27 protein-coding genes are annotated in these 26,722 nt (G+C 58.3%); 5 read left to right on the plus strand and 22 right to left on the minus strand.

All coding sequences use genetic code 11. From position 1 onward, the window contains the following. Window positions 1-10: 10 nt before the first annotated feature. Entirely contained in the window at window positions 11-742 is a 732-nt protein-coding gene (locus tag B3B59_RS05300; protein WP_040077577.1) for a response regulator, read from the plus strand. On the opposite strand, the gene B3B59_RS05305 is transcribed toward B3B59_RS05300, so the two are convergent. The 6 genes from B3B59_RS05305 to B3B59_RS05330 form a co-directional block, all read right to left on the minus strand. Beyond that, window positions 707-1,750, minus strand: coding sequence for a carbohydrate kinase family protein (locus tag B3B59_RS05305; protein WP_046885516.1), 1,044 nt, complete (start codon window positions 1,748-1,750; stop codon window positions 707-709). The two genes, B3B59_RS05300 and B3B59_RS05305, sit on opposite strands and share 36 nt — an antisense overlap. Beyond that, window positions 1,750-2,610: a ketose 1,6-bisphosphate aldolase gene (locus tag B3B59_RS05310; RefSeq protein WP_233803221.1), complete on the minus strand. Its 861-nt coding sequence runs from the start codon at window positions 2,608-2,610 to the stop codon at window positions 1,750-1,752. The genes B3B59_RS05305 and B3B59_RS05310 overlap by 1 nt, the downstream gene beginning before the upstream one ends. Window positions 2,611-2,620: 10 nt before the next feature. Beyond that, window positions 2,621-3,307 (minus strand): D-lyxose/D-mannose family sugar isomerase, encoded by a 687-nt coding sequence (locus tag B3B59_RS05315; RefSeq protein ID WP_046885514.1) that lies wholly within the window; start codon window positions 3,305-3,307, stop codon window positions 2,621-2,623. Window positions 3,308-3,427: 120 nt separating this feature from the next. Further along, window positions 3,428-4,369, minus strand: coding sequence for an ABC transporter substrate-binding protein (locus tag B3B59_RS05320; RefSeq protein ID WP_046885513.1), 942 nt, complete (start codon window positions 4,367-4,369; stop codon window positions 3,428-3,430). Between the two features lie 31 nt (window positions 4,370-4,400). After that, window positions 4,401-5,396 carry an ABC transporter permease subunit gene (locus B3B59_RS05325; protein WP_286808302.1) on the minus strand — a complete coding sequence of 332 codons (996 nt, stop codon included), beginning with the start codon at window positions 5,394-5,396 and terminating at the stop codon, window positions 4,401-4,403. Window positions 5,397-5,398: 2 nt separating this feature from the next. Next, window positions 5,399-6,913, minus strand: a complete 1,515-nt coding sequence (locus B3B59_RS05330) for a sugar ABC transporter ATP-binding protein (RefSeq protein WP_046885512.1) — start codon at window positions 6,911-6,913, stop codon at window positions 5,399-5,401. Between the two features lie 312 nt (window positions 6,914-7,225). Between B3B59_RS05330 and B3B59_RS05335 the strand changes: the two genes are divergently transcribed. Together B3B59_RS05335 and yjdP are read left to right on the plus strand one after the other, a co-directional pair. Then, window positions 7,226-9,508, plus strand: coding sequence for an ATP-binding protein (locus B3B59_RS05335; RefSeq protein ID WP_286808303.1), 2,283 nt, complete (start codon window positions 7,226-7,228; stop codon window positions 9,506-9,508). Window positions 9,509-9,577: 69 nt separating this feature from the next. Beyond that, window positions 9,578-9,898, plus strand: a complete 321-nt coding sequence (gene yjdP, locus B3B59_RS05340; RefSeq protein ID WP_286808305.1) for a DDRRRQL repeat protein YjdP — start codon at window positions 9,578-9,580, stop codon at window positions 9,896-9,898. A 122-nt stretch (window positions 9,899-10,020) separates the two neighbouring features. On the opposite strand, the gene phnP is transcribed toward yjdP, so the two are convergent. From phnP to B3B59_RS05415, 15 genes are all read right to left on the minus strand, one after another. After that, a complete protein-coding gene (gene phnP, locus B3B59_RS05345) occupies window positions 10,021-10,779 on the minus strand; it encodes a phosphonate metabolism protein PhnP (protein WP_040077570.1) in 759 nt (252 codons plus the stop codon). A 12-nt stretch (window positions 10,780-10,791) separates the two neighbouring features. Further along, window positions 10,792-11,226: an aminoalkylphosphonate N-acetyltransferase gene (gene phnO / locus B3B59_RS05350; RefSeq protein ID WP_040077569.1), complete on the minus strand. Its 435-nt coding sequence runs from the start codon at window positions 11,224-11,226 to the stop codon at window positions 10,792-10,794. Further along, entirely contained in the window at window positions 11,219-11,770 is a 552-nt protein-coding gene (phnN, locus tag B3B59_RS05355) for a ribose 1,5-bisphosphokinase (protein WP_286808572.1), read from the minus strand. Before phnN ends, phnO begins: the two co-directional genes overlap by 8 nt. Beyond that, window positions 11,767-12,903: an alpha-D-ribose 1-methylphosphonate 5-triphosphate diphosphatase gene (phnM, locus tag B3B59_RS05360; protein ID WP_046885509.1), complete on the minus strand. Its 1,137-nt coding sequence runs from the start codon at window positions 12,901-12,903 to the stop codon at window positions 11,767-11,769. Before phnM ends, phnN begins: the two co-directional genes overlap by 4 nt. Beyond that, window positions 12,900-13,580 carry a phosphonate C-P lyase system protein PhnL gene (gene phnL / locus B3B59_RS05365; RefSeq protein ID WP_046885508.1) on the minus strand — a complete coding sequence of 227 codons (681 nt, stop codon included), beginning with the start codon at window positions 13,578-13,580 and terminating at the stop codon, window positions 12,900-12,902. Before phnL ends, phnM begins: the two co-directional genes overlap by 4 nt. Window positions 13,581-13,589: 9 nt before the next feature. Beyond that, on the minus strand, window positions 13,590-14,345 hold the full coding sequence (gene phnK / locus B3B59_RS05370; protein ID WP_046885507.1) for a phosphonate C-P lyase system protein PhnK: 756 nt from the start codon (window positions 14,343-14,345) through the stop codon (window positions 13,590-13,592). Beyond that, window positions 14,342-15,187, minus strand: a complete 846-nt coding sequence (gene phnJ / locus B3B59_RS05375; RefSeq protein WP_233803211.1) for an alpha-D-ribose 1-methylphosphonate 5-phosphate C-P-lyase PhnJ — start codon at window positions 15,185-15,187, stop codon at window positions 14,342-14,344. Before phnJ ends, phnK begins: the two co-directional genes overlap by 4 nt. Continuing rightward, complete coding sequence (locus tag B3B59_RS05380) at window positions 15,180-16,244, minus strand: carbon-phosphorus lyase complex subunit PhnI (protein WP_286808308.1); 1,065 nt, start codon at window positions 16,242-16,244, stop codon at window positions 15,180-15,182. Before B3B59_RS05380 ends, phnJ begins: the two co-directional genes overlap by 8 nt. Further along, window positions 16,244-16,828, minus strand: coding sequence for a phosphonate C-P lyase system protein PhnH (gene phnH, locus B3B59_RS05385; protein ID WP_040077560.1), 585 nt, complete (start codon window positions 16,826-16,828; stop codon window positions 16,244-16,246). The genes B3B59_RS05380 and phnH overlap by 1 nt, the downstream gene beginning before the upstream one ends. Then, on the minus strand, window positions 16,825-17,277 hold the full coding sequence (phnG, locus tag B3B59_RS05390) for a phosphonate C-P lyase system protein PhnG (RefSeq protein ID WP_286808310.1): 453 nt from the start codon (window positions 17,275-17,277) through the stop codon (window positions 16,825-16,827). Before phnG ends, phnH begins: the two co-directional genes overlap by 4 nt. Then, complete coding sequence (phnF, locus tag B3B59_RS05395) at window positions 17,278-18,003, minus strand: phosphonate metabolism transcriptional regulator PhnF (RefSeq protein WP_046885503.1); 726 nt, start codon at window positions 18,001-18,003, stop codon at window positions 17,278-17,280. 20 nt (window positions 18,004-18,023) lie between these two features. After that, window positions 18,024-18,803: a phosphonate ABC transporter, permease protein PhnE gene (gene phnE, locus B3B59_RS05400; protein ID WP_212478528.1), complete on the minus strand. Its 780-nt coding sequence runs from the start codon at window positions 18,801-18,803 to the stop codon at window positions 18,024-18,026. Between the two features lie 158 nt (window positions 18,804-18,961). Next, entirely contained in the window at window positions 18,962-19,978 is a 1,017-nt protein-coding gene (gene phnD / locus B3B59_RS05405; protein ID WP_286808311.1) for a phosphonate ABC transporter substrate-binding protein, read from the minus strand. A gap of 23 nt (window positions 19,979-20,001) precedes the next feature. Next, a complete protein-coding gene (gene phnC, locus B3B59_RS05410) occupies window positions 20,002-20,790 on the minus strand; it encodes a phosphonate ABC transporter ATP-binding protein (RefSeq protein WP_286808313.1) in 789 nt (262 codons plus the stop codon). Between the two features lie 240 nt (window positions 20,791-21,030). Next, a complete protein-coding gene (locus tag B3B59_RS05415; protein WP_040077554.1) occupies window positions 21,031-21,366 on the minus strand; it encodes a zinc ribbon domain-containing protein YjdM in 336 nt (111 codons plus the stop codon). 599 nt (window positions 21,367-21,965) lie between these two features. Between B3B59_RS05415 and crfC the strand changes: the two genes are divergently transcribed. Then, window positions 21,966-24,317, plus strand: a complete 2,352-nt coding sequence (crfC, locus tag B3B59_RS05420; protein WP_286808314.1) for a clamp-binding protein CrfC — start codon at window positions 21,966-21,968, stop codon at window positions 24,315-24,317. Continuing rightward, the gene (locus B3B59_RS05425; protein WP_046885498.1) at window positions 24,314-25,192 is read left to right on the plus strand and encodes a diguanylate cyclase regulator RdcB family protein; all 879 of its coding nucleotides are present in this window, start codon (window positions 24,314-24,316) and stop codon (window positions 25,190-25,192) included. The genes crfC and B3B59_RS05425 overlap by 4 nt, the downstream gene beginning before the upstream one ends. A 31-nt stretch (window positions 25,193-25,223) precedes the next feature. Here B3B59_RS05425 and kdgT read toward each other — a convergent pair whose 3' ends face one another. Next, window positions 25,224-26,219: a 2-keto-3-deoxygluconate transporter gene (gene kdgT, locus B3B59_RS05430; protein ID WP_040077550.1), complete on the minus strand. Its 996-nt coding sequence runs from the start codon at window positions 26,217-26,219 to the stop codon at window positions 25,224-25,226. Between the last annotated feature and the right edge of the window lie 503 nt (window positions 26,220-26,722).

The following is a 26,722-nucleotide window of genomic DNA, read 5'->3' on the forward strand; positions in this document are numbered from 1 at the left end:
GAACTGTGCGATGAAACCCGCGATCCTGGTCGTCGATGACGATACCGCCGTGTGCGAACTGCTGCAGGATGTGCTGAACGAGCATGTCTTTACGGTGCATGTGTGCCATACCGGCCATGAAGCCCTGCGCCTGGCGCAGAGCGACGCCTCCATCGCGCTGGTGCTGCTGGATATGATGTTGCCTGACATCAACGGGTTGCAGGTTTTACAGCAGCTACAAAAACAGCGTCCGGCGCTTCCGGTCATCATGCTTACCGGCTTAGGCAGCGAATCGGATGTGGTGGTGGGGCTGGAGATGGGGGCCGACGACTACATCGGTAAGCCTTTCAATCCCCGGGTGGTGGTGGCCCGGGTCAAAGCGGTGTTACGTCGTACCGGGGCGCTGGCCGCCGAGCCGGTCGCCGTTCGTCACGGCGGTATCAGCTTTAACGGCTGGACGCTGGATACCCAACGCTGCGAACTGAGCGACGCCCAGCGCAGCGTAGTGCCGCTTACCCAGGGAGAGTACAGCCTGCTGCTGGCGCTGACGCAAAACGCCCGCCGGGTGCTGAGCCGTGAACAGCTGCTGGAACTGACGCATAGCGAAAGCGCCGACGTGTTTGACCGCACCATCGATGTGCTGATTATGCGTCTGCGGCGCAAAATTGAGGTGAATCCACATCAGCCGCTGCTCATTAAAACCATCCGCGGGCTGGGCTATGTCTTTTCAGCCGATGTGCTGGACGGCGACCGCGCCGCTTAATGCCTGACGATGCTCATCAATAAACTGCTGTAACTCCGGCAACGTTTTCGCACCGTCGATAGCATTGGCCGCCAGCAGGCTGGCGCGAGCGCAGGCGTGGGCCAGCAGGATACTCTCCTCCAGCGGCCGCGACTCATGGCAACCGTATAAAAAACCGGCGCAAAACGCGTCGCCCGCCCCCACGCTACCGATGATCTCTGCTTGCGACAGCCGCCAGGAGGGGATCCAGCGCCCCTCCTGACCGGGCTCTTGCCCCCATGCGCCTTCCGGGCAGTGAATTACCAGCCGCTCGTTGACCCCTGCCGCCAGCAGCCGCGCGGCCGCCCGGGCGATATTGGCCAGATCGGGCGTATCCTGGCTGTCGCGCATCTCCAGTCCGCTGAACTCCCCCGCCTCCAGCTCGTTAATGACCAGATAATCAACGTGACGCAGGGCAGGGCGCACCAGCGGCTGATAGCGTGGGTCGCCCTTGCGGGAGACCAGGTCGAGGGAGGTTTTGAAGCCCCGATCGCGCATTTGTGCCAGCAGGCGAGCCCCGCGGGTACCGAACGACGCGTCCGGCATGTCCAGGCTATCCAGCAGCAACAGATAACCGAGGTGAAAGATTTTCAGGCTGTCGTCCAGCCGCTCGAAGGCCGGAAGATCCAGCAGACGATTGGCGCCGGGAGAGTGGAAAAAGGTGCGCTGGCCGCTGGGGTCGGTCATTACCTGCGACATGGATGTGGGGGCAAAGCTGGTACGCTCTACCCGCTGGCGGTTGACGTGATACTGGTCGAGCATCGCCATAATGTAATCGCCGTCGTTATCTTCGCCAATCAGCCCCACCGCCTGCAAAGGCAGGCCTGTGTGCATTTTTGCCAGCGTAAGCAGGACGTTGAGCGGAGCGCCTCCGGTGGCGCGCTCGCTGTGGGTGATCTCTGCCAGCCAGCCGCGCTCTGGCCAGTTGACGACCTGGTGAACATGATCCACCAGCATATTGCCTGCGGCGATAATGCCCTTGCGTTCCATCAGGCTTGCCCCGCGCTGCCGAAGATACGCATCAGCTCAGCCACGGTGTCGGCGATCGCCTCTTCAATGCCCAGCAGCAACTCTGCGAACTCGTCATAAATCGGCTGTCGGTTGGCCATCCGCTGCTCTACCGAGGTCAACGCCGCCTGCGACATACCGGTATAGAAATTGATTTTATGAATACCCAGTTCGATGGCGCGGCGGAAATCCGCATCGCTAATGCCGGAACCCCCATGCAGCACCAGCGGCAGACCGGTCTGCTGGCGAATGGCGTCGAGCCGGGCGAAATCCAGCTTCGGCTCACCTTTGTATTTGCCGTGCGCATTGCCGATCGCCACCGCCAGGGCATCGATACCGGTTTGATCGACGAAATCACGGGCGAGCCGCGGATCGGTAAAGAACGCTTCATCCGCATGACCGTAGAGCGCGCCCCCTTCATCGCCTCCCACCGCCCCCAGTTCGGCCTCTACCGACACCCCAACCGCATGGCACATTTTCACCACTTCGCGGGTCTGGCGAATATTCTCCTCGTAGCTGAGGGTGGAGCCGTCGAACATCACCGAACTGAACCCTAAGCGCAATGCCCGCACTACCGCCTCAAAATGGAGGCCATGATCGAGGTTAAGTACCACGGGGATATCATGTCGGGCAGCTTCGAACCTTACCGCTTCCACCAGCGAGTCGAGGGAGAGATACTTAAAATGCACTTCGGCGATGTTGATGATAAACGGGGAGTTTTCTTGCCTGGCGGCGGCAAACAGCGCCCGCAGGAAATGGGAGTCGAGAACGTTAAACGCCCCCAGGGCATAGCGATGCTCACGGGCGTGAGCCAGCCCGTCGGCGAGAGAGATTAATGGCATGGTTCACTCCTTACAGGCGAAACAGGTTGTACTCGTTGCACAGCACCAGCACGGCGGGCTCGTCCTCTTCGACAGGGTTGTAGCGGGCTAATGGCTGCAAAAAGTGGTTATCGTGTTCATCGTCATTGACCGATGACACCTCGCCAACCAGCACATCGCCAAAGCCGCGCTCGCCCCAGAAGCTGTGATACAAACCCGGCGTCAGGCAGATGCTCTCGCCAGGCGTCAGGCGTAGCTGACTTCCCGGTGCATGAGTCTGGATGTTGCCGTCGATAACCACCGTCACGTCGGTGTTTTCGGTCTCTTCGTGCCCGTCCGCATTCCACAGCTCGATAATTAAATTTCCCCCACCGCGGTTAACGATGTCTTCGCGTTTTCGCCAGTGGAAGTGCATGGGGGTAACTTGCCCGTCGCGGACGTGCATGATTTTTTCGGCGTAGCACTTCTCATAAGGCACGCCGTTGGGTGAACCGTTGCGCAGGGTAAACAGCGTCAGCCCCTGGGCGTAAAAGTTATTGCTGCCAAAGGTCGTCACGTCCCAGCCCAGTTTCAGGTCGAATACTTCACGCCAGGCGTGGCGATCCAGCTGTTGCCACTGGGTGGGGGGAAAGCTGGCGAAAGGGGGTAAATGCACATTGTGCATAGAGAAAAATTGCCGCGTGTGGCCGAGGATTTCGTTTATGTCGGAGCGTTTCATGGGGACTCCTTGAATGATGTGCTGTCCCCCTCACCCCGACCCTCTCCCTCAAGGGAGAGGGAGGAAAGCTCCTGCGGCCTTCAGGCGGGAGAGGGTGAGGGGAAACAGGCCGCACAACGGTTACTTCACCGTCCAGCCTTTGTAATTACCCACACTGTTCTTATCAATCATCGTGACCGGGATCAGCACCGGCTCTTTTGGTGCCGGTTTGCCCTGCAGGATGTCATAGCCAATCTCGACCGCTTTGGCCGCCATCACCTGCGGGTCCTGCGCCGGGGTTGCCACGAACAGCGAGTTCTCCCGCTTCAGCGCCTCTTCCGCATCCGGGCTGCCATCCACCCCCACGATAAAGAACTCCTTACGCTGTGCCTGTTTTGCTGCCAGATCGGCGCCGATCGCCGTAGGATCGTTTATCGCGAAGACCCCATCAATCTTCGGATTAGCCGCCAGCAGGGAGGTCATCACCTCCAGCCCGCCTTCGCGGCTCCCTTTGGCGTTCTGGTTATCGGAAAGCACTTTGATATCCGGATGACGCTTGAACTCGGTCTGGCAGCCTTCCACGCGGTTTTGTACCGCAGAGACCGGCGGCCCGTTGATGATCACCACATTGCCTTTGCCTTTCAGGCGATCAGTAATGTATTTGCAGGCCATCTCCCCCGCCTGGGTGTTATCGGAGGTGATGGTCGCGTCGGCACCTTCTGCCGCCACGTCAACCGCGACCACAATAATGCCCGCCTCCTTCGCCCGCTTCACCGCCGGGCCGATACCCTTAGAATCTGCGGCGTTGAGAATGATCATGTCGACCTTCGCCGCAATAAAGTTATCAATCTGCGACACCTGTTGACCGAGGTCGTAGCCGCTGGAGACCAGCGTCACTTTCACGTTATCCCCCGCCAGTTTGCGCGCTTCCAGCTCGGCGCCTTTGGTGATCTGTACAAAGAACGGGTTGGCGAGGTCACCTACCGTCACGCCGATGGACTTCAGTTCTTTCGCCTGCACAAACGGCGTTGCGGCAAGCAGTGCGCCGGCACAGAGCGCGGTAACAAGAGGTTTTAAACGCATACTTTTTTCCTCGATTCGTAGGGTATTGTTGTTATGCACTTTGATGGTGTCGGGTACGGTATTTATCGATCAGCACTGCAATGATGATCACCGCCCCTTTGATCACCAGTTGCCAGAAATAAGAGACCCCCATCAGGGTCATGCCGTTATTAAGCGTGGCGATAATCAGCGCCCCCACCAGAGTGCCGGTGATGGTGCCAATGCCCCCCACAAAGCTGGTTCCGCCGAGGATCACCGCCGCGATGGCGTCCAGCTCATAGCCGGTGCCCAGGTTGCCGTTGGCGCTGTAGAGGCGGGAAGCGCTCATCACGCCACCCAGGCCAGAGAGCAGGCCGCTCATGCCGTAGACAAACAACAGCACCATCCATACCTTGATGCCGGTTAAGCGCGCCGCCTGCATGTTGCCGCCGACTGCGTAGATGTGTACCCCCAGGGTGGTGCGGCGCAAAATAAACCAGCAGACGACGATCACCGCCAGCGCGATCACCACCAGCCAGGGCACCGGGCCGAGATAGTTATTGCCGACCCATTCGAAGTTGATATTGGAGTTGATCACCGTCGTACCGTCGGCCAGCAGATAGGCCGCTCCGCGCAGCGCGGTATAGGTACCCAGGGTGACAATAAAGGGCGGCAGTCCGGCGAAGGCCACCAGCGCGCCGTTAAACAGCCCCAGCACCATGCCGAGCATCAGCGCCGCCGGCACCGACAACATGGCGAACTCCGGGATTAGCGAGACCACCATCGCCGCTACCGCGGTGGTACCCAGAATCGAGCCCACCGAGAGGTCAATGCCGCCGGTCAAAATAATGAAGGTCATTCCCGCTGCCAGCACGATGTTGATCGACGCCTGGCGGGTAATATTCAGCAGATTACTCTCGGTAAAGAAGTTGGGGGCGATAAAACCAAATACCGCCACGATCAGAATCAAAATCGGCAAAATGCCGATGGTTTGCATCAGATCGCCCATTAGCATTTTTTTGGCGGAGGCCGATTTGGCCACCTGCTGCGGAGTGTTGGAGTGCGTCATGGTTATACCGCCCGTTGATGAGAGTCGTTAACGCCGGTTGCCAGCGTCATGATGTTTTCTTGCGTGATATCCCCGCCGTGCAACTCACCCGCAATGCTGCCTTCACGCATGACATACACCCGATCGCTCATTCCCACCACCTCGGGTAGTTCGCTGGAGATCATCAGGATCGCCACCCCTTTGCGGGCCATCTGGTTCATGATCCGGTAGATCTCACTTTTGGCGCCGACGTCCACACCGCGCGTAGGTTCATCGAGGATCAAAATGCGCGGGCCGATAGCGACCCAGCGGGAGATAAGCAGTTTTTGCTGATTGCCGCCCGACAGGCCACCCGCCCGCACCTGTGAGTGGGGGACGCGGATATTGAGCAGGGCGATGGCATCGTCCGAGATCGACTGGGCTTTTTTGCGGTTTAACATTCCCCAACTGGCATCGCGCTCGAGCGTCGCCATGGTGATGTTCTCCTGGGCTGCCAGTTCCAGGAACAGCCCCTGTTCTTTGCGGTTTTCGGTTAAAAAGCCGATGCCATGGTCGATGGCCGCGCGAGGGGAGTGAATGACCACCGGCTCGCCGTCCACCTCAATCATGCCGCCGGTGGCCTTGCGCACCCCGAAGATCAGCTGCGCCAGCTCGGAACGCCCCGCCCCGACAAGCCCGGCCAGTCCCACGATTTCTCCGGATCTTACCTGCAGGCTGCACGGCTGTACTTTGCCGCTGTCGGTCAGGTGATGAATGTTGAGCCGCGGGCTGCCGAGAGGGATATCCCGCTCTTTGTTAAACAGATCGCTGAGAGGCCGGCCCACCATCATGCGCACCAGCTCCGGGGCGTTAAGCCTGTCGCGGGTCAGGCTACCTACGTATTGCCCGTCGCGCAGCACGCTGACGCGGTCGGAAAGCTCGTACACCTCTGCCATGCGGTGGCTGATGTAGATGATCGCCATCCCTTCATCGCGCAGGCGCATAATGAGTTCGAACAGGCGGTGAGTTTCGCGTGAGGAGAGGGCGGCGGTGGGTTCGTCCATCACCAGGATGCGGCTATTGCGGTGCAGGGCGCGGGCAATCTCCACCTGCTGCTGCTCGGCGATGGTCAGCCTCATCACCAGGTCGGTGGCTTTGAACTGGGCACCGAGACGGTCAATTACCGCCTGCGCCTGGGCGGCCATCTCTTTGCGCTGCACTAACCCGCCGCGTGACAGTTCGCTACCGAGGAAAATGTTTTCCGCCACGGTGAGGTTGGGGGCCAGCTGCATCTCCTGGTAGATCAGGGTAATGCCTGCGGCCAGCGCATCCTTCGGCCCTTTGATATGAAACGGCTGACCATCAATCAGGATCTCACCGCTGGTGGCGGTATAGGCGCCTGCGAGGATCTTCATCAGCGTGCTCTTCCCGGCGCCGTTTTCGCCCATCAGGGCATGGATTTCGCCGGGGAAGACCGTCAGATCCACACCCTTAAGCGCATGGAAGTTGCCAAAGGTTTTGGCAATGTTGCGCATCTCTAAGACCGGGGTCCTGCTCATGGCGGCTCTCCTGAGGGGGTAGATATCCGCACTTCATCACACCCTGATAAATGCAAAATGTCAGAAGCCATTCATATTTGTCATAGTTATGAATAAGTAATGTGGATCACATTTCCCCTCACCCTAACCCTCTCCCCGCAGGGGAGAGGGGACCGCGCGGTGCATGCTTTTCCCCAAAGGAGCCGCATGGTGCATGCCTTTCTCCCTCGCCCCACCGGGGAGAGGGGACCGCACGGTGCATGCCTTTCCCCCTCGCCCCTTTGGGGAGAGGGCCGGGGTGAGGGGACAAAAAACGCCGAGGAACCTAACCCTATGTCATCACGCCGCCCCTCGTTTTTTGCCAGCGCCCGCGGCCGCCTGTTGATCTTCAATCTACTGGTCGTTGCGGTAACGCTGATGGTAAGCGGGGTGGCGATACTCGGGTTTCGCCACGCCAGCCAGATTCAGGAACAGGTGCAGCAGCAGACGCTGGACGACATGACCGGCAGCATGAATCTGGCGCGGGAGACGGCGAATGTGGCCACCTCCGCAGTACGTTTATCGCAGGTGGTAGGCGCGCTGGAGTACAAAAGCGAAGCGGAACGGCTGAAGCAGACGCAAACGGCGCTGCGCCGCTCGCTGGAGACGCTGGCAGCGGCACCGCTGGCCCACAAAGAGCCTGCGCTGGTGGCGCGAATTATTGAGCGCAGCAATGCGTTGCAGCAAAGCGTCACCGGGATGCTGGAGCGCGGCCAGCGCCGCCATCTGGAGCGCAATGCGTTATTGAGCGCACTCTGGCAGAGCCAGAGTTATTTACGACACCTGCAGGATATTAACCGCCGCTTTGGCGGTAACCAGCCGGATGGGCAGTTACTGAGCGAGATGGCGCGGTTACTGATCGCGGCCATCGAAACCCCCTCTCCCCGGGCGACCATACAGCAACTGGAAGCGGTGATGGCCTCGCTGCCGCACACCGCCGCACAGCCTCTGGTTAATTTCGTGCTGCCGGACTTTAACGCCGAGTTACGCAGACTGGCTCCCTTATCCAGGCAACTGGAGGAGAGCGATCTGGCCATTAGCTGGTATATGTTCCACATCAAGGCGCTGGTAGCGATATTGAACAGCGACATTAATCTCTATGTGGAGCAGGTGGCGGCGGCCTCCGAACTGCGTACTCGCCAGAGCCACCATGAGCTGCGCTCAATCAGCCTGTTTATCACGGCGTTTGCCCTGCTGGCGCTGGTGATCACCGGTTTTGCCGGCTGGTATATCTATCGCAATCTGGGGTCTAACCTGACGGCGATCTCCCGGGCGATGTCACGCCTTGCTCATGGCGAGCAGGAGGTGTCGGTACCCGGTCTGCAACGCCGGGATGAACTGGGGGAACTGGCGCGTTCGTTCAGCGTCTTTGCCCGAAATACCGCGTCTCTGCAGCACACGACCCGGTTGCTGAAGGAGAAGAGCGGCCAGATGGAGATTGACCGTATCGAACGTCAGGGGCTGGAAGAGGCGCTGCTGCATAGCCAGAAGATGAAGGCCGTCGGGCAACTGACGGGCGGACTGGCGCATGATTTTAACAATCTGTTGGCGGTGATTATTGGCAGCCTGGAGCTGATTGACCCTGCATCGCCAGAGGCGTCACGGGTGGGGCGCGCCCTGAAAGCGGCGGAGCGCGGGGCGCTCCTCACGCAGCGCTTGCTGGCCTTTTCGCGTAAGCAGTCGCTGCATCCACGGGCGATAGAGATGAAACCGATGCTGGAAAACCTCGGGGAGCTGATGCGCCACTCGCTGCCCGCCACGCTTTCGCTGGACATCGAAGCCCAGCACCCGGCATGGCCGGCGTGGATCGACGTCAGTCAGCTGGAAAACGCCATCATCAATCTGGTGATGAACGCACGCGATGCGATGGAGGGGCAGAGTAGCGTGATTAAGATCCGCACCTGGAACCAGCGCGTGACCCGTAGCGACGGGCGGCGACAGGACATGGTGGCGCTGGAGGTTATCGATCATGGCTGCGGCATGTCACAGGCGATCAAAGCCCAGGTATTTGAGCCCTTCTTCACCACCAAACAGACCGGGAGCGGCAGCGGGCTGGGGTTGTCGATGGTCTATGGCTTTGTGCGTCAGTCTGGCGGGCGGGTCGAGATCGAGAGTGCGCCGGGACAGGGCACCGTCGTCAGGCTGCAGCTGCCACGGGCTACCCAGCAGGCAGCGATCCACAGCGAAACGACGCATGCTGAAGCGGCACCGCACAGTGACCGGCTGGTACTGGTGCTGGAGGACGAAGCCGATGTGCGTCAGACGTTGTGCGAACAGCTGCATCAACTGGGTTATCTGACCCTGGAGGCTGAAACCGGCCAGCAGGCACTGCGGATGCTGGAGGCCTCGCCGGATATTGAGATCTTTATCAGTGATTTAATGCTGCCTGGCGCGTTAAGCGGCGCAGAGGTGATCAACCATGTTCGCGTCCATTTCCCCCACCTGCCGCTGCTGCTGATGAGCGGCCAGGATCTGCGCCCGGCCCATAACCCTGCGCTGCCCGACGTGGAGCTGTTGCGTAAACCTTTTACCCGCGCTCAGCTGGCGCAGGCGCTGCGGAAGGTGACGCTGAATTGAGATTCCTCCGCTACTCGCGTTATCGGCCTTTCATTACCGTAAAGCCAGCCCCTTTGCGAGACTGGCTCTATGAAACCTTACTCTACCGCCCTGATATTTTGCCTGCTGTCTTTCACCAGTCAGCTGGCGCATGCCGATATTGTTGATGACGCCATTGGCAATATTCAGCAGGCGATCAACGACGCCTATAACCCTAATAGCAACCGCAACAATGATGACGACGATCGTTATGATCAGAGACGGCGTAGCGACAGCCGTCAGTATGACGAGCGCCGCAGGCAGCTAGAGGATCGTCGCCAGCGCCTGGATGAGCGTCAGCGCCAGCTTGATGATGACAGGCGTCGCTTAGAGGATGATGAGCGCAGGCTGGAAGAGGATTATGATCGGTGACATTGTGCGGTCTGATGCCCTCACCCCGACCCTCTCCCACGGGGAGAGGGAGGAAATCCGTTCCGACTCTCTCGTACGGGGAGAGGGAGGAAATCGGTTCCGGCTTTCCTGAAGGAAGAAAACTAGTCCAGCGCCAGCACCATCCCGTCATACCCTGCTTCAAACCCTTCCGGTAGCGGGTTATCCATCATCCACACGTCGAATTGATGACTAATGTGGGTGAGGATCACCTGCGGACAGCCAATGACCTCATTTAGCGCAATCACGGTATTTAAATCGCAGTGGTTGCGCGGCGCTTCATCGCGCGGTGCGTGGCTGCAGTCGATGATAATCACCTGCGGTTGGTTATTGAGTAAGAACTTGACCGTTTTCTCGGGCAGCGTGCTGGTATCCGAAAGCCACGCTACGCGGCTATGGGCGCTCTCCAGCAGGTAGCCAAACGTGAGTTTTGAGTGGTTAAGCGGCAGGGGCGTGACCCGCAGCCCCTGGAGTTCAAAAACCACAAAGGGCTCAAGCGTATGGCTAAAATCCAGCAGCCCAGGGTGTTTAAACAAATCGTCGCAGCCGGCGTCGTCCGGCGGGCCGTAGACCGGTATGGTCGCGCCCACGCCCCAGCGAAGCGGGAACAGCCCCTGAACGTGATCCATATGGTAATGGGTGAGGAGAAATTGCTGGAAGCTGCCCGCGGGCCAGTCATCCATCAGCTGCGGGATCCCCGCATCCAGCAAGGTCACTGCGTCGTTGAATTTGACCACCGCGCTACAGGGACGGCGGCGGTACTCCTCCTGCAAGCGCGCCCGACGACACGCCATGCAGTCGCAACCAAACACCGGTACCAACTGGGCACCACCGGTGCCTGTCAACGTAATCGTCAAACTCATCACTCACCCTCTCTACAGCGGTTTGGTGAAGCGAAAATGGCTCTGCGTATAGCCTTCACGAAGGTAAAAACGGTGAGCGTCGGTGCGCTTCACGCTGGTGGAGAGCTCTGTCAGTTCCGCTCCCGCCTGGCGGGCAACCTCCTCGGCCCAGGCCAGCAGTTGACTGCCCACCTTCAGGCCGCGCGCCTGCGGCATCACCACCAGCTCCTGAATTTCGCCGATCCAGCGGGCGTGATGCAGATGAAACTGCATATGCAGGCCGATCATGCCGATGACCTGCCCCTCCAGTTCGGCCAGTTGATAGCGCATATTGTGATCCTGAAGATTGGCAAGAAAACCGGCGTGAAACGCCTGGTGATCGAACTCGGCCTGCTTCAGTTCGCAGATCAGGGCGTAAACCGTCTGGGCGTCGTCGGCGGCGGCGGGGCGAAGATGGCAGTCAGGCATGCAGTTTCTCCTTTTGACGGATAAGCGATAAAAAGGTACCGACTGACTGTAGCAAACTTCCGTCGTTATTGAGGAGATGGCAGTCCGCTGGGGTATAGAGCGCCGCGCGCGCCAGTCGCTGCTCTATCTCATGATCCGACTCGCGTCCCCGGCTTTGCAGTCGGCTACGCAGAATCTCTGGCGACACCTGCAGGCAGACGGGCATCAGCGCCGCTTCATAGCGGGCACGAGCCTGCGGCAGGTGGGCGCGTGAGCCATTGACCAGCACGTCAAACCCGGCATGCAGCCACAGGTCAATCTCAATACCGACCCCGTAATAGAAGCCGTTGGCGTGCCAGCTCAGCGCCAGCAGATTTTGCCCGGCACGGGTAAAAAATTCCTGCTCGCTGAGGGCAATATGGTTTTCACTCCCGGCGTTGGCCGCGCGGGTAATGTAGCGATGCGCCACCAGCAGTTGGGTATGTTCTTGCTGCCGTAACGCCGACAATAAGCTGTCTTTACCGGAGCCCGAGGGGCCCATTAACCAGATAAGTCGTCCCATCAGAACACCCGTTTACCCTGACGCCAGACGTGGTCGATATGGATGTGCTCGCCTTTGCGATGCGCGAGCACCAGATCCGCCCGTTTGCCCTCGGCAATTTCGCCCCGATCGTGAAGATTGAGCGCCGTTGCCGGGTTTTTTGTCACCAGGCGAATGGCCTGAGACAAGGTGAAACTATTGCCTTCGTCATCCGCCACGCGAAAAGCCGCGTCCAGCAGGCTCGCAGGGTAGTAATCGGAAGAGAGAATATCCAGCAGGCCAAGGGATGCCAGTTTGCTGGCCGCCACGTTGCCGGAGTGCGAGCCGCCGCGCACGATGTTAGGTGCCCCCATCAGCACATTCATGCCGTGCAGGCGCGAGGCGTCTGCCGCTGCAAACGTGGTAGGAAATTCGGCGATCACGCTGCCAAGTTGATGAGATTCGCGTACATGCTCGGGCGTGGCGTCGTCGTGGCTGGCCAACGCGATGTGACGATCCCGGCACAATGCGGCTATGGCGAGGCGATTCGGCTGAGACCACCGTGCTGCAAGCTGAAGCTGCTCTTCTTCGTAGCGGGCCATCTCTTCGTTGTTCAGAGAATATTTGCCCTGGTAGTACTCACGGTATTTTTCAATATTGGCGAACTGACGCTGGCCGGGCGAGTGATCCATCAGCGAGACCAGCGAAACCGGCTCGCGCTCTACCAGCTTTTCAAAGAGCGGCAGGGTGGTGTGGTGCGGCAGTTCGCAGCGCAGATGCAGACGGTGCTCGGCACGGTTCAGGCCGCGTTTCTGGGTCTCTTCCACGGCGTTGATCATCTTCTCCAGATTCTCAAGACGATCGCCACCGTCGCGCACGTCGCCAATTGCCACCGCGTCCAGCACCGTGGTGATGCCGCTGGCGACCATCAATGCGTCGTGGCTGCTCATCGCCGAATGGGCGGGCCAGTCGACTTTCGGGCGCGGGGTGAAAAATTTATCCAGATTATCGGTATGCAGCTCAATCAGCCCCGGCAGCAGCCAGCCGCCGTCGCCATCCATCGCCTCCGGGGAGCGGCTCTGGGTTTCGGCAAAGGCGCGGATGATGCCCTCCTGAAGTTCAACCGAGCCATCAACGACCTCATTTTCCAGCACCAGTTTGACGTTATTAATAATCATGCGTGGGTCCCCATCGGGTGCAATCTGTCTGCGACGCGATCGCGTACGGCGTCGTCGTGGAAGATCCCGACGATCGCTGCGCCGCGCGCTTTGGCCTGTTCGATCAGTTCAATTACCGCTGCGCTGTTTTTGTTGTCGAGCGAGGCGGTGGGTTCGTCGAGCAACAAAATGGGATAATCGACGATAAACCCCCGGGCAATGTTGACGCGCTGCTGTTCGCCGCCGGAAAAGGTCGAGGGGGCAAGGTGCCACAGGCGCTCCGGCACGTTCAGGCGCGTTAGCAGGCTGGCGGCTTTAGCGGCGCAGGTTTCACGCGGCACGCCCAGATCCAGCAGGGGCTGTATCACCACATCTAGGGCTGAGATCCGCGGGATCACCCGCAGGAACTGGCTGACCCAGCCGATCGTTGAGCGACGCACCTCCAGCACTTTGCGCGCCGGAGCCTGCACCAGATCCACCCACTCGTTGTGATGGCGAATATGAATGTGGCCTTCGTCCGGCAGGTAGTTGGCATACAGGGAGCGCAGCAGGGTCGATTTTCCGCTGCCGGAGTGGCCGTGCAGCACCACGCATTCGCCGTTGCTGACCTCCAGCGAGGCGTGTTGCAGTACCGGCAGGCGCACGCCGCTTTGCTGGTGGAGCACAAAGGTCTTACTCACGTTTTCTACGCGGATCATGTTGGCCTCTTAGTTCTGCAATACCGATGACACCAGCAGCTGGGTGTACGGATGATGGGGATCGTCAAGTACGCGGTCGGTTAACCCACTTTCCACCACCTGACCCTGTTTCATCACCAACAGACGGTCCGCCAGCAGGCGCGCAACACCCAGATCGTGGGTGACAATCACCACCGCCAGGTTCAGCTCCACCACCAGGCCGCGCAGCAGGTCGAGAAGGCGCGCCTGTACCGAGACGTCCAGCCCGCCCGTAGGCTCATCCATAAACACCAGCTTCGGATGGGTCACCAGATTGCGGGCGATCTGTAACCGTTGCTGCATCCCACCGGAAAAGGTGGTGGGCAGGTCGTCGATGCGCGAGGCGGGGATCTCCACCTCCTCCAGCCAGTGCTGCGCCGTAGCGCGGATGTTGCTGTAGTGGCGCGCGCCGGTCGCCATCAGCCGTTCGCCGATATTGCCCCCCGCCGAAACCTGACGGCGCAGGCCGTCCATCGGGTGCTGATGCACCACGCCCCACTCGGTGCGCAGCAGGCGGCGGCGCTCGGCCTCGCTCATGCCGTACAGCGAGGCGCCTTCGTAGAGAATGTCGCCGTTGTGCGGCGTCAGGCGCGCGGAGATCGATTTCAGCAAGGTGGTTTTGCCGGAGCCGGACTCGCCGACAATCCCCAGCACTTCCCCTGGCCAGAGTTCAAATGACACGTCGCTAAAGCCTTTGCCCGGCGCGTAAAGGTGGGTCAGGTTGTTAACCGAAAGCAGCGGTTTCATTGGCTTTTCGCCTCGCTCTGTTGGCGGCAGTAGTCGGTGTCGGAGCAGACAAACATCCGTTTACCGGTGTCGTCCAGCACCACTTCATCTAGATAGCTGTGCTGCGAGCCGCAGATAGCGCACGGCTCGTCCCAGGCCTGCACCGTAAACGGGTGGTCGTCAAAATCGAGACTCTCCACGCGGGTATACGGCGGGACGGCATAGATGCGTTTTTCGCGCCCGGCGCCAAACAGCTGCAGGGCGGGCATCATGTCCATCTTCGGGTTATCGAATTTCGGGATCGGCGACGGGTCCATCACGTAGCGCCCGTTCACCTTCACCGGGTAGGCGTAGGTGGTGGCGATATGGCCGAAGCGGGCGATATCCTCGTACAGCTTCACCTGCATCACGCCGTACTCTTCCAGCGCGTGCATGGTGCGGGTTTCGGTTTCACGCGGCTCGATAAAGCGCAGCGGCTCCGGGATCGGCACCTGGAAAATCAGGATCTGATCTTCCGCGAGCGGCGTTTCTGGGATGCGGTGACGGGTCTGGATCAGCGTCGCGTCTTCGGTTTTTTCAGTGGTGTTCACGCCCGTGACGCGCTTAAAGAAGTTGCGAATCGACACCGCATTGGTGGTGTCGTCCGCCCCCTGGTCGATAACCTTCAGCACGTCCGCTTCGCCGATCACGCTGGCGGTGAGCTGAATGCCGCCGGTCCCCCAGCCGTAGGGCATCGGCATTTCGCGGCCGCCGAACGGCACCTGATAGCCCGGAATGGCCACGGCTTTCAGGATGGCGCGGCGGATCATGCGTTTGGTTTGCTCATCCAGATAGGCAAAGTTATAGCCGCTTAAGTTAGCCATTTCTGCGCTCCCGTTGCAGGCGTTTCAGCAGTTCCAGTTCGGCCTGGAAGTCGACGTAATGGGGCAGCTTGAGATGCGAGACAAAGCCTGCGGCTTCGACGTTATCCGCGTGGGCCAGCACGAACTCTTCGTCCTGCGCCGGGCCGGCGGCGTGCTCACCGTAGTCTGGCGCCTGCAGGGCGCGGTCAACCAGCGCCATTGCCATTGCCTTGCGCTCGCTCATGCCGAACACCAGCCCGTAGCCACGGGTAAAGTGTGGATCATCGTTTTCTGGTGCGACAAAGCCGTTAACCATTTCACACTCAGTGACCAGCAGTTCGCCGACGTTCACCGCAAAACCGAGCTCTTCTGGCACGATCTCGATGTCGATATAGCCGCTGCGGATCTCCGCCGCGAACGGGTGGTTGCGCCCGTAGCCGCGCTGAGTGGAGTAGGCCAGCGCCAGCAGATACCCTTCGTCGCCGCGCATCAGCTGCTGCAGGCGCGACGAGCGCGAGCACGGATAGACCGGCGGTGTGCGGGTAATGTCGTCAGGTACCGTGCCGGAATCTTCTTCCGCTTTTGCGAGGCCCTGCTTCGCCAGCAGGCTAAAGACGTGCGGAGAGGCTTCCTGCGCGGCATCGGAGGTGACAAGCGACGGTGCGTCGCCGTTCGCCAGCAGGGTGAAATCGAGCAGGCGGTGGGTATAGTCGTAGGTAGGGCCAAGCAGCTGACCGCCGGGAACATCCTTGTAAACGGCCGAAATGCGGCGTTCCAGACGCATCTCCAGGGTATTTACCGGCTCGCTTACCGCCAGCTTCGCCAGCGTGGTGCGGTAGGCGCGCAGCAGAAAAATCGCTTCGACGTTATCGCCGCTGGCCTGCTTCAGCGCCAGCGCCGCCAGTTCGCGATCCGCGATGCCCCCTTCGGTCATCACCCGATCGACGGCCAGGTTTAACTGCTGTTCTATCTGGGCGACGCTCAGCTCGGGAAGCTGTTCATCACCCCGTCGTCTCTGCTCTTGCAGCATGTGGGCGGCGGCAATCGCCTTCTCGCCCCCCTTGACGGCAACGTACATCAGCACACCTCCACGTGGGTGGTTCGCGGGATGGCCAGCAGGCGCTCGCCGCAGGTGAGGATCAGGTCGATACCCAGCGGGAACGGGTGCGGACGCTCGGTCAGCTCATGAATAATGCACTCCGGCAGCTGCGGGGCGACCATGCGCTCTTCGGCTATGCCTGCCCCGGTCAGGCGCAGCATGCGGCCACCGCTCAGGCTGGTGACCTGCAAAATCAACGTGGCGCTGGCCTCTGGCGCCACGGCAGTGCCTTCGCTCAGGGCGTTGAGCTGCTCGTGGCTGATCTGCTCGTCGGCCACGGCGAAGACCGCCTGCTGGGGCTGTTCAACCAGTGGCGCGTTTGTGTGAAAACGCAGGTTCTGACAGGCGATGTCGTTGGTCAGCGCACCGGAGAGCCACACCGGGGTATCGTTGTCGGCCAGCGTCAGCAGCACGCTGGTGGTGGCGAGGTTCAGCGGCAACCAGCCCTGCGCAAGCTGATGCAGCGAGACGATGACGCCCGGCTCGCTCATCGCTTTCAGCAGGCGACGAAAACTTTGTTGGGCATCCTGTACGGCGAGGGTAAAAGCGGGTTGAAGCGTCATGCGTTATCTCCGCGAACGAGCGTAAAGAAGTCGACCCGGCTGGTGTTAACTTCAGCCTTACGCGCAGCAAGGCGTGCGGCGCGGTCAGCTTCCAGCGGGGTAATCAAGGTTTCCATCAATGACTGGAAATAGGGTTGTTCTTGCAGCAGGGCGTCGATAACGGCGCACTGCTCGGCATGATGTTTGTTACGCCCCAGCTGATAGCTGTAACCCAGAGTACCGCTGGACAGGCGCACAACAGCACGTGTGAGGGTGGCGTCACCGGCAAAAAAGCGTTCTCCGGTGCCGCCCATGCGCGCCTGGATCTGCACCAGGCCACTCTCCGGTGCGCGGATCAGTTCATAGGTCGGCGTGAGGGCAAGGGCAGAAACGCGCGCCTGCAACGCCCCGGGATCGCTATGTGCCAGGACGCGCATCCAGTGCTGACGGGTGGCGGTATCGAAGTGCATTCAGTGCTCCATGGTGAATTCAATCATGTCGGCGCGGGTCAGGCTGACGGAGTACTCCGTCGCGTTGATCTCGCCGTCACGGTGGTTGAGGGTGCGCACGCAGAGCAGCGGGGCCATGTTGGGGATCTCCAGCACCTTGCTCTCTTTTGCCTGCGCGCGGCGGGCGCTGATGCGCGTCTGGGTGCGCTTGAGCGCGATGCCCGTGGCCTCCTGCAGAAAATCATGCAGCGAACCGCTGGCGAAATGTTGCAGCACCGGCCAGAGGGAGAGGTCGGCAAAGTAGTGGTCGATCTGGCACACCGCCACGCCGTTGACCCGGCGCAGGGTGCGCAGGTGTACAACGTTTTCACCCTCGGTAATGCCCAGTGCGTCCGCCACGTGGCTGGAGGCCGGACGTAATACTGAGAGCAGTTTTTCGCTGGTGGGGTGGCTGCCCTGGTCGAGCAGGTTCTGGCTAAAGCGCGCCTGCGCGTTAAGCGGGTAGTCGAACGGGCGCATCAGCACCAGCACGCCGACGCCCTGGCGGCGCTGTACCCATCCGCGCTCCACCAGTTGGTCAATGGCGCGGCGCAGGGTGTGGCGATTCACTTCGTAGCGGTCGGCAAGCTGCTGCTCGGCGGGCAGATAGTCCCCGCAGCGGTAGTGGGTGCGAAGTTCCACTTCGAGCTTTGCCGCAATCTCTTGCCAACGGGTTGGGTAGCTGGTCGGATGTCTGGATAAGTGCATAGAAATCAAAGCCTCGCTTCTCAGATGAAGTGCTTACGCAAACGTTGAGAGAGGAAATCCAGCAGGCTGACGGTGATGATGATGAGTACCATCAGGGCACAGGTTTGCTGGAACTGGAAACCACGAATCGCTTCCCACAGGGTGACGCCGATACCGCCTGCGCCAACCATGCCGACCACGGTGGCCGAGCGAACGTTGGATTCAAAGCGGTAGAGGGAGTAGGAGATAAGCAGCGGCATCACCTGCGGCAACACGCCATACAGAATCTCTTCAATTTTGTTGGCGCCGGTGGCGCGGATGCCTTCGACCGGGCCAGGCTCGATGGCTTCCACCGCCTCGGAGAGCAGCTTGGAGAGCACGCCGGTGGTGTGAATAAACAGCGCCATTACGCCGGCAAAGGGACCGAGACCAACGGCGACCACGAACAGCATGGCGAAGACCATTTCGTTAATGGCGCGGCAGGCGTCCATCAGGCGGCGCATCGGCTGGTACACCCACCATGGCACGATGTTTTCGGCGCTCATCAGGCCAAACGGGATCGAGAGGATGACCGCGAGGGCGGTGCCCCAGACGGCGATTTGCAGGGTGATGGCCATTTCGCCGAGGTAGTCCTGCCACTGGCTGAAGTCCGGCGGGAAGAAGTCGGCGGCGAAGGTGGCCATGTTGCCGGAATCTTTCACCAGCAGCAGCGGGTCCATTTCCGCGCCCTTCCAGGAGATAACAAGCACCGCCAGCAGGATGGCCCAGCTGATCAGCGAGAACCAGCTGCGCTTTGGCGGTGGGAGAGTGATGGTTTGCATGGCGACTCCTTAATCTGTTCTCCCTCTCCCTGTGGGAGAGGGCCGGGGTGAGGGCATCAGCGTGTGCATTTCCCCCTCACCCTAACCCTCTCCCTCAAGGGAGAGGGGACTGTCCGGTGCGGTTTTTACCCTCTCCCACAGGGAGAAGGAGAAAAGATTTATTGCACCGCTTTATTCACGCTGGTCATCGCGCCGAGCGCGGCGGTCAGGCGGTCGAGATCGTCCAGCTGTGCCTGAATTTCAGACAATTTGCTGCTCTTCTCTTCCTCCTTCAGACCCTTGTTGTCCTTCACGCCCTGCATCTGTTTAAACAGCGCCAGCTGGCGAATCGGGACCAGCTGCAGGTCGCTTGAGGCGCGGAACGGTGCCCAGCCCAGCTTCTCCAGAACGGCTTTCTCTTCCGGTGTTTTGCCGTAGGCCATAAAGAAGTCGTACACCTTGTCCTTGGTGCTTTCTGAGAGGTTTTTACGCCACACGATCGGGTCGCCCGGGATCAGCGGTGATTTCCAGATCACCTTCAGTTCTTTCAGCTTGTCCGGCGCGGAGGTCTTCAGCTTGTCGAGGTTTTCGGTGTTGTTAGTTGCCACGTCCACCTGCTTGTTGGCCACGGCCAGGGCGTTGGTTTCGTGCCCGGCGTTGACGGTGCGTTTGAATTCGTTGGTTGAAATATTGTTTTTGGCGAAGACGTAATAGCCCGGCACCAGGAACCCGGAAGTGGAGTTCGGATCGCCGTTGCCAAAGGTCAGCTCTTTACGTTTGGCGAGCATGTCGTTGAGGTTATTGATCGGGCTGTCTTTGTTCACGATCAGCACGCTCCAGTAGCCCGGAGAGCCATCTGCCGCCACGGTCTGCGCAAAGACCTGGCCGTTGGCGCGGTCTACCGCTTCCATCGCGGAGAGGTTGCCGTACCAGGCGATGTCGACTTTGTTAAAGCGCATCCCCTGGATGATGCCCGCGTAGTCCGGGGCGAAGAAGGCGTTTACTTTGATCCCCAGTTTGGTTTCCATATCTTTCAGGAACGGTTCCCACTGAGGTTTCAGGTTCTGCTGTGATTCCGTCGAAATAATGCCAAAGTTCAGCGCTTTCTCCTGCTCCTCGGCATACGCCGGGCTTAACAGGGTGCTGATGCTGAACAGGCTGGTGAAGGCCAGCGCGGCAACGGCTTTGTAGCTCATGTACTTTCCTCGGATCGGGTGAATTAAGCAGCCTGCGCGCGCTCTTCGACGCGGTTAATGCTGCGGTAGAGATGGTCAAAGCGTTCGTTATCGAACTGATGGCTTGCGCCATCAAAGAAGACATGTCCCTGACGCAGGGCGACGATGCGCTCGCAGTAGCGCAGGGCATAGTCCACCTGATGCAGCGTGACCACCACGGTGATGCCGTCGTTCTGGTTGATGTCGCGCAGGGTCTCCATCACGATGCGCGCCGACTCGGGGTCCAGCGAGGCGATGGGTTCGTCGGCCAGAATGATTTTCGCTTTCTGCATCAGGGCACGGGCAATGGCGACGCGCTGCTGTTGTCCACCGGAGAGGGTGGAGACGCGCTGGTGGGCGAAGTGGGTCATGCCGACGCGGGTCAGCGCCTGCAGGGCTTCTTGTTTCTGGTAAGGGGAGAACCAGCGCAGACAAGTGCGCCAGAACGGGGTGCTGCCGAGCGCGCCAATCAGCACGTTCTCCAGCACCGTCAGGCGGTTCACCAGGTTGAACTGCTGGAAGATGTAGCCTGTCTGGGCGCGACTTTTACGGATGTCACGTGCCAGGCGGCCGGCGCGCAGGACGGTGTTACCCAGCAGCTCGACGTGGCTTTCCGGCGTTTTATCGCAGGTAATGAGGCCGCTTAAATGGCGCAGCAGGGTCGACTTTCCTGAACCGGAAGGCCCCAGCAGCGCCACCATTTCGCCCTGCTGGACGGTCAGATCAACGGCATGCAGCGCCTTATTATGGTTAAAAGACTTACTCAGTTTTTCGACGCGAATGACAGTGTGCATGTGTCGGGCCTCACGATAAATGTGGCCTCATGCTGGCGGATCAATGTGACATTTAGGTTAAGTACTGGTTGCGGGAGTTTGAAGAGTTGAAGCGATGGCGATGACAGGCGATTGCCTCTGCACAAGTGCCGGCGAAGGAGAGGCAGAGGCTTAACGGCATAATCGTTACCTCAGGTAAGAGAAGCCCGTTACGTGTTGTTCTCGTCCGCCCGGTAAGCGAAGCCTCACCGGGCGGAGAAATCAGTTCTTTTTGACGAACTCAGATTTCAATTTCATAGGGCCAAAGCCGTCGATTTTGCAGTCAATGTTGTGATCGCCTTCAACCAGACGGATGCCCTTCACTTTGGTGCCGATTTTCAGCATGGAAGAGCTGCCTTTTACTTTCAGATCTTTAATTACGGTTACGTTATCGCCATCGGCCAGCAGGTTGCCGTTCGCATCTTTCACGATCAGTGCGTCACTGTCTGGTGCCGGTTCGGCATCGTTCCACTCGTGGGCGCATTCCGGGCAAATAAACAGACCGTTGTCTTCGTAGGTGTACTCGGAATTGCATTTTGGGCAATGAGGTAGCTGCATGATGGACTCCTGAAATAGTGCGAAGCGGCGGGAGTGTGCCCGCCAAAAACCGACGTATTGTCGAAAAAGGCGGCAAGTATAACGTAAAACCTTACTGTTGTCGGTGACATTGTTTTTATCAAGAAATTTAAAAAAAAGTATGGCGGATGACATTTTCTGTCAGTCAATTAAGCGATGCTAACTCCCACATCCAACGGAGTAACGGCCATGATTGAATTAATCAGAATTTTATTGCGGCAAATTGCTACGTACTGCCATTTCGGATAAGGTAAGAGCAGCTTTGCTATTTTTTAGATTTCCCGAACTACCCACACTTTGTTTGGGTAGAGCTCTCCTCCCTCTCATTTTGGGTAGGGGAAATAATAATGATATATCCTGACCTTTCTTAAATTTGAGCTACGCTCTTACTCTTTCGGTTTCCCTGACCGAGGGGCTCGCTCCGTTGTTAATGTATTTTTTAAATATAAAATTTCAACAGCATCAATCGCTTATATTTTAGTGGGGATATTTTCCACATGTAATCAATAAAACCGATCCTTCATTATTAAAATTATTCGGTTTAATAAAATTAAGAAATTTGCGTTAAGGGAAGTTATTGCATGCACACACAAACAATATTTGAATTGAGCCAGGAAGCGGAACGGCTACTGCAACTCTCTTTGCAAAACCTTGAAACCTTAAAAGCGATGCCTGTCGCGATAATGGACAGTACTACCACGGCGTTGACGGGTGAAAGCAATAATGTCTTGCCGCTGCATTTCAGCGCCCGGGGTTTAGACGCCCAGCAGTCGATGCTGAACAATGAACTGCGCAAAATTACCCGGCTGGAGATGGTGCTGGCGATTGTTGGCACCATGAAGGCCGGAAAATCGACCACCATCAATGCCATCGTTGGTACGGAGGTGTTGCCAAACCGCAACCGCCCAATGACGGCCCTCCCCACGCTTATTCGTCATACGCCGGGCCAGAAGGAGCCAGTGCTGAACTTTTCGCACGTCGCGCCGATCGATACCTTAATTAAGCAACTGCAAATAAAGCTGAGTAATTGCGATCGCGGCAAGCTGGCGCAACAGCTGGAAATTGATAAAGACATGAATGCCCTGCTGGGGCGTATTGAAAAAGGGGAGGCGTTTGAAAAACGTTATCTTGGCGCCCAGCCCATCTTCTATTGTCTGAAAAACTTAAATGATCTGGTGCGGCTTTCCCAGGCGCTGGAAACCGACTTTCCCTTCTCTGAATATGCGGCTATCGAACACATTCCGGTGATTGAGGTGGAGTTTGTTCATCTGGCCGGGCTAGATGCGCATCTCGGACACTTAACACTTCTTGATACCCCCGGGCCGAACGAGGCCGGGCAACCGCATCTGCAGAAGATGCTGGCAGAACAGATCTCCCGCGCCTCGGCGGTGCTGGCGGTGATGGATTACACCCAACTTAAGTCGATCTCCGACGAAGAGGTGCGTCAGGCCATTTCGGCGGCAGGGAGATCAGTGCCGCTCTATGCGCTGGTCAATAAATTCGACCAGAAAGATCGTAATAGCGATGACGAAGAGCAGGTGCGGGCAATGATCTCCGGCACCCTGATGAAAGGGTATATCTCTCCGGGGCAGATTTACCCGGTCTCTTCCATGTGGGGATATCTGGCAAACCGTGCGCGTCACGAGCTGGATCAACGCGGTAAATTGCCGGATCACCAGAGCCAGCGCTGGGTACAGGATTTTGCCGAAGCGGCGCTTGGCCGCCGCTGGCGCACCGCCGATCTCGACGACATTGAGCATGTTCGTCACTCTGCCGATCTGCTGTGGGAAGATTCCCTGTTTGAACAGCCGATCCGCAAGCTGATTTATGCCGCTTATGCTAATGCTTCGCTGTATGCCCTGCGTTCTGCATCGCATAAGTTATTAAACTACGCGCAAAATGCCCGTGAATATCTCGATTTTCGCTATCAGGGGCTGACGGTAGCCTTTGATGAGCTACAGCTCAATATCACCCGTCTGGAAGAGGACATGGCCCTGTTACAGCGTCGTCAGGAGTCGGTCAGCGATGAGGTGAGGCATGAAGTCGAAGAGGCGCTCTGCACGGCAGAGGGGTTTATTAACGGGCAGAAGGGGCAAATCCAGCAGGCGATAAGCCAGGTCTTCAGCAGCAATAATCTGCGCGATCTGACCGGCTATGACCTGCGTTTGCGTAGTGATGATCCTGCAGCCGCGGAGCTACTGGTGCTGGAAGATGAAGGCCAGGCGCAGATTGTGCTCAGTAAAATCCGCTCCTCCTGCGAAATGATTCTGCTGGCGGCGCAAGAGCGTATCAGCCGTGAACTGGCTCTGCGTTTCGATCAGCTTGAATCCACCCTGGCGCGCTCGCTGAATGATGCCATGCGCCCCATTGAGACACGTATCAAAGAAGAGTTGAGCCACGCCGGTTTCCGGGCGCGGATCAGCTTCCCGGCCTTCCAGGCCAGCCAGCTTAACTTTAATACCCGCGGCCTGTTTAACGACGTGATTGCCCGTGAGAACCTTCCTGCGAGCCAGGTGGCAGGCACGAGTAGCGTGCGTGAAACGGTCTCTCGCTGGCTGAATAATCCTGGCTGGGGCTGGGATGACTACGTCGTGACACATACCCGTTACGTGATCAACGTGGCTGAGCTGCATGACAAAATTAATCACCATATTGAGCAGTTTTGTGCACAAATCCGTAAAGCTTTGGCCGCGCAGGTCGATGTCTCTGTTACGGCAGGCATGGCGACTTTCTTTGCGGAATTTTCGCTATGTCTTGCAGGATTACAAGAAAGCTTGCGTGATAGCCTCGCGGTGCGCCAGCAGAATGAGCATGCTACCCGGTCGCTCACTCAGCTGCTTTCACAGTGTATCTCCACCGCGACGTGGATTCAGGAAGATACCCGACTGTTACGCGATGATATTCAAACTCTATTCGCGGCAGAGCAACCATGACAAAACAACTACTGGACGGTCCCGGGCGGACGCTGGAGTGTATCCATCCCAAATTTATGGTCGATTTGGTGCAAGGGGTGGATGCCACGCGTCAAACCCCGCTCGTGCCACAGCAACAGCAGTTTCGTGAACGTTTAACCCAGGAGATCATGACGCAGACTCAGCTTCGTCCATGGGCGATGGCGGGAATGTTCAGCGAAAATGCTGCGCTGCGGCTTGGGCTGGCAGAGAAACTGGCGGGCATGTTTGATCCCGGCCATCTTGCGCTTACCCGCATGACACAGAAACTGGACGCATTACGCCAGCACACGGGTCTGCGCAATGCGCCCCCGCCAGGCTTGTTGCAGCAGTACGATACCCTCTCTTCTCATTTCCAGCAGCGTGCGGTCTGGAAAGTCAAAGCGTTAGGCCAGCGCGGCTTAACGGTGCAGGCCGGTGAGCATACCGAACAGATCTTTACCCGCTGGCGGGCCGGCCATTACGACGGCTGGTCCCTGGCCGGGCGCGGTTATGTGGCGCTGGAAGAGTTGCGCTGGGGAGCGTTTGGCGACGCCTGCCGGCTGGCCAATGCCGACGTGAGCGCCATGCTGAAAGATGAGCTGCAAAATCAGGTGGCGAACTACCTGGCGCTGGGCATTAATGCGGCGCCAGCCACGCGCCATTTTTACCATCAATGGCTTGCCACACCGGCGTCTCCGGGTCTGATCGATCATAAAGATATGCTGGGCTGGCTGGGCGACTGGTGTGATGTGGACCGTCATCCGGTCTGCTGGTCGGTGACGCAAAGCTGGCAAAACGTGGCGCTGGGGATGCCGAGACTCTGTTCGGCGACAAGACTGGCGAAAGCCATGGTAGAAGAGGTCTTCGCAGAGTAAAAACCCTCTCCCGTGGGAGAGGGTCAGTCACTTAGTGGTGCAGCGATTCCACTCTTTGTTCTTCAGCTTCCGGCGCCGGGATGTTCCCGAAGCGTCTGGCGTACAGTGCAGTGATAATTGGCACCAGAATCGCGGTGACGATCACGCTGGCCGCAACCAGTGCGGTAGCGGATGCGGCAACCGGTTCAAAGGCCGGGTTAATCTGCGCGATGATGACCGGGTTAGCCACCGCAGCGCCCGCGGCGGATGATGCCGCCACCCCCGCAGTCCCATTGCCACCGCCAATGACGCGGTCGGCAATAATCAGCGGAATACCGGTGATGATGATCACCGCCACGCCCAGCACGATACCCAGCAGGCCGGTCTGAAGGATCACGTTCAGGTTGATGGTGTTACCCAGGGCGAAACCGAAGAAGGGAATCAGTACCGGCGTTGCTTTGCTGAAGAAGTCACGCAGGTCGTGGTCCAGGTTACCGAGGGCGAAACCGATCAGGAATGGCAGGATGGCGCCAACAAAATGGTGCGCTTCAAACGAGGCCAGACCTGCAGAGCCGAGGATCAGCATGGTCATCAGCGGGCCGGACTCCAGCGACATCAGAACGAAAGCACCGGACTCCTCTTTGGTGCCATACTGGTTCATCAGACTGGCGTAGAGACCGCCGTTGGTCATGTCCATGGCAGAGACGATGGCAAGTACGGAGAGACCCGCAAAGAAGCCCGTCTGGATCCCATTCTCTGGGATGAACATCGCGCAGAGCATCGCCACAATCCATGCAACGGCAATTTTAGTCAGTACCAGCGTGCCGGACTTACGTAATACCGTTCCGGTTGCACGTAAATTAATGGAAGCACCGATACAGAAGAACCATACCGCCAGGATCGGCACCGTACCGGTAATCATACCTTTAGTGAATCCACCGAAATAAGCCCCGGTGTTAGGCGCTAAGGTATTTAAAATGGCACCCAGCACCAGCGGAACCAACATCATCCCACCGGGAATGCGCTCAATCGCGGCTTTAATTTTCATCGTGTACCCTCGCATCTCATCACGCATCGCCGGCGGACAAGTTAGAAACCAATAATTTAATGAATTCAACGCATTGAGGGCTTTGTGCGCCTGGCAATCCGTTATTCATACAGCAAACATAATTCGGTTTGGGTTTTGGCCTTCGACTGAAAGCATTTAAACCCTGTTGACCAGACTTATGATGCGATCGATGGAATGGCGATTCAATGAAAATAAAACAGTGTTTTAGTTATCTGGATCACATATTTTTCGGAAACCGATCGGCGCCCTTTTGATTATTAAAATTGCTGTAAATTGGATGTGAAGAAATGTCGTTTATTTTTTGTTTTCGTGTGAATAATAACTTAAGGAATGATATTTAAGAGGTGGGGGTTGAGACGTATCTCAATTGAGAAAATTGACCTTTCATTACGTAGGCTTAAGGTCGCTAAATATATATGTGAAGTTGATCACAAATATAAACGCTGGTAGGGTAAGGAGGTCATTAACTGCCCAGACAGGCG

Origin of the sequence: Leclercia sp. UBA2479 (genome assembly GCF_002341985.1) — a bacterium.
Taxonomy (GTDB): Bacteria; Pseudomonadota; Gammaproteobacteria; order Enterobacterales; family Enterobacteriaceae; genus Enterobacter; species Enterobacter pneumoniae.